The sequence below is a fragment of the Staphylococcus sp. EG-SA-2 genome, from assembly GCF_017152085.1.
Genome location: NZ_JACYHC010000503.1, coordinates 1 through 4,098, shown reverse-complemented (window position 1 = coordinate 4,098; position 4,098 = coordinate 1). Strand labels below are relative to the sequence as shown.

Here is a 4,098-nt window from a genome sequence, read left to right as displayed (position 1 = left end):
TAGTCAATCCGACTGCTGTATCTAATGATGAAAAGCAAAGCATAATTACTGCCTTTATGAATAAAAACCAAAATATAAGAGGATATTTAGCATCAACTGATCCAGTAACTGTCGATAATAATGGTAATGTCACATTACATTACCGTGATGGCTCATCAACAACGCTTGATGCTACAAATGTGATGACATACGAACCAGTTGTGAAATCTGAATATCAAACTGCCAATGCAGCTAAAACAGCAACGGTAACGATTGCTAAAGGACAATCATTTAATATTGGTGATATTAAACAATATTTTACTTTAAGTAATGGACAAGCTATTCCAAGTGGCACATTTACAAATATTACATCTGATAGAACTATTCTAACTGCACAAGAAGTTAGTCAAATGAATGCAGGCACGCAGTTATATCATATAGTTGCTTCAAATGCATATCATAAAGACACTGAAGATTTCTATATTAGTTTAAAAATCGTTGATGTGAAACAACCTGAAGGCGATCAACGTGTCTATCGTACGTCAACATATGATTTAACAACTGATGAAATCTCAAAAGTAAAACAAGCTTTTATTAATGCAAATAGAGATGTAATTACGCTTGCCGAGGGTAATATTTCAGTTACAAATACACCTAATGGTGCTAATGTAAGTACTATTACAGTAAATATTAATAAAGGTCGATTAACGAAATCATTCGCGTCAAACCTAGCTAATATGAATTTCTTGCGTTGGGTTAATTTCCCGCAAGATTATACAGTGACATGGACGAATGCAAAAATTGCAAACAGACCAACAGATGGTGGTTTATCATGGTCTGATGACCATAAATCTTTAATTTATCGTTATGATGCTACATTAGGCACACAAATTACAACTAATGATATTTTAACAATGCTAAAAGCGACTACTACAGTGCCTGGATTGCGTAATAATATTACTGGTAATGAAAAAGCACAAGCAGAAGCTGGCGGAAGACCTAACTTTAGAACGACTGGTTATTCACAATCAAATTCGACAACTGATGGTCAACGTCAATTTACGTTGAATGGTCAAGTGATTCAAGTGTTAGACATCATCAACCCTTCAAACGGTTATGGTGGGCAACCTGTTACAAATTCAAATACTCGTGCAAACCATAGTAACTCAACTGTTGTTAACGTAAACGAACCGGCAGCTAATGGTGCTAGCGCATTTACAATTGACCACGTTGTAAAAAGTAATTCTACACATAATGCAAGTGATGCAGTTTATAAAGCACAGTTATACTTAACGCCATATGGTCCAAAACAATATGTTGAACATTTAAATCAAAATACAGGAAATACTACTGACGCTATTAACATTTATTTTGTACCAAGTGATTTAGTGAATCCAACAATTTCAGTAGGTAATTACACTAATCATCAAGTGTTCTCAGGTGAAACATTTACAAATACTATTACAGCGAATGATAACTTTGGTGTGCAATCTGTAACTGTACCAAATACATCACAAATTACAGGCACTGTTGATAATAACCATCAACATGTTTCTGCAACGGCACCAAATGTGACATCAGCAACTAATAAGACAATCAATTTATTAGCAACTGATACAAGCGGCAATACAGCTACAACTTCGTTCAATGTAACAGTGAAACCTTTGCGTGATAAATATCGAGTTGGTACTTCATCAACGGCTGCTAATCCTGTGAGAATTGCCAATATTTCGAATAATGCGACAGTATCACAAGCTGATCAAACAGCAATTATTAATTCATTAACGTTTACTGAAACAGTACCAAATAGAAGTTATGCAAGAGCAAGTGCGAATGAAATCACTAGTAAAACAGTTAGTAATGTCAGTCGTACTGGAAATAATGCCAATGTTACAGTAACTGCTACTTATCAAGATGGAACAACATCAACAGTGACTGTACCTGTAAAGCATGTCATTCCAGAAATCGTTGCACATTCGCATTACACTGTACAAGGCCAAGACTTCCCAGCAGGTAATGGTTCTAGTGCATCAGATTACTTTAAGTTATCTAATGGTAGTGCCATTCCAGATGCAACTATTACATGGGTAAGTGGACAAGCGCCAAATAAAGATAATACACGTATTGGTGAAGATATAACAGTAACTGCACATATCTTAATTGATGGTGAAACAACGCCGATTACGAAAACAGCAACATATAAAGTAGTAAGTACAGTACCGAAGCATGTCTTTGAGACGAATAGAGGTGCTGTGTTCCCAGGTGTATCTGATGTGTATGATGCGAAACAATATGTTAAACCAGTTAATGATTCTTGGACACAAAATGCGCAACGTATGAATTTCCAATTTACAAATTCATATGGACCAAGTAAAGATGTGGTTGGTATTTCAACAAGGGATATTCGAGTTACTTATGATAATCACCAAACGCAAATTATCAAGATTTTAGCAAAAGTTAAACCAGATCCACCGCGAATTGATGGCAACTCTGTGACTTATAAAGCAGGTCTTACTAACCAACAAATTAAAATTAATAATGTGTTAAGTAGTTCATCTATTAAATTATTTAAAGCAGATAATACGCCATTAACGATTACAAACACGACTTATGGTAGTGGTAATACTGCAGTTGTAACGGTAAGTGATGCGTTACCAAATGGTGTGATTAAGGCAAGGTCTTCTATCACAATGAATAATGTGACGTACACTACTCAAGATGAACATGGTCGAGCGATAGATGTAACAAGAAATGAATCTGTTGATTCAAATGACAGTGCAACAGTAACAGTGACACCACAATTACAAGCAACTACTGAAGGTGCTGTATTTATTAAAGGTGGCGACGGTTTTGATTTCGGACACGTAGAAAGATTTATTCAAAACCCGCCACATGGGGCAACGGTTGCATGGCATGATAGTCCAGATACATGGAAGAATACAGTCGGTAACACTCATAAAACTGCGGTTGTAACATTACCTAATGGTCAAGGTACGCGTAATGTTGAAGTTCCAGTCAAAGTTTATCCAGTTGCTAATGCAAAGGCGCCATCACGTGATGTGAAAGGTCAAAATTTGACTAATGGAACGGATGCGATGAACTACATTACATTTGATCCAAATACAAACACAAATGGTATCACTGCAGCATGGGCAAATAGACAACAACCAAATAACCAACAAGCAGGCGTGCAACATTTAAATGTCGATGTCACATATCCAGGTATTTCAGCTGCTAAACGAGTTCCTGTTACTGTTAATGTATATCAATTTGAATTCCCTCAAACTACTTATACGACAACGGTTGGAGGCACTTTAGCAAGTGGTACGCAAGCATCAGGATATGCACATATGCAAAATGCTACTGGTTTACCAACAGATGGATTTACGTATAAATGGAATCGTGATACTACAGGTACAAATGACGCAAACTGGTCAGCTATGAATAAACCGAATGTGGCTAAAGTCGTTAACGCAAAATATGACGTCATCTATAACGGACATACTTTTGCAACATCTTTACCAGCGAAATTTGTAGTAAAAGATGTGCAACCAGCGAAACCAACTGTGACTGAAACAGCGGCAGGAGCGATTACAATTGCACCTGGAGCAAACCAAACAGTGAATACACATGCAGGTAACGTAACGACATACGCTGATAAATTAGTTATTAAACGTAATGGTAACGTTGTGACGACATTTACACGTCGCAATAATACAAGTCCATGGGTGAAAGAAGCATCTGCAGCAACTGTAGCAGGTATTGCTGGAACTAATAATGGTATTACTGTTGCAGCAGGTACTTTCAACCCTGCTGATACAATTCAAGTTGTTGCAACGCAAGGAAGCGGAGAGACAGTAAGTGATGAGCAACGTAGTGATGATTTCACAGTTGTCGCACCACAACCGAACCAAGCGACTACTAAGATTTGGCAAAATGGTCATATTGATATCACGCCTAATAATCCATCAGGACATTTAATTAATCCAACTCAAGCAATGGATATTGCTTACACTGAAAAAGTGGGTAATGGTGCAGAACATAGTAAGACAATTAATGTTGTTCGTGGTCAAAATAATCAATGGACAATTGCGAATAAGCCTGACTATGTAACGTTAG

At 36.9% G+C, this 4,098-nt stretch carries 1 protein-coding gene; it reads left to right on the top strand.

The features are described from left to right. On the top strand, window positions 1-4,098 hold a 4,098-nt coding region (gene ebh, locus IDG60_RS07920; RefSeq protein ID WP_206160602.1), incomplete at both ends, for a hyperosmolarity resistance protein Ebh.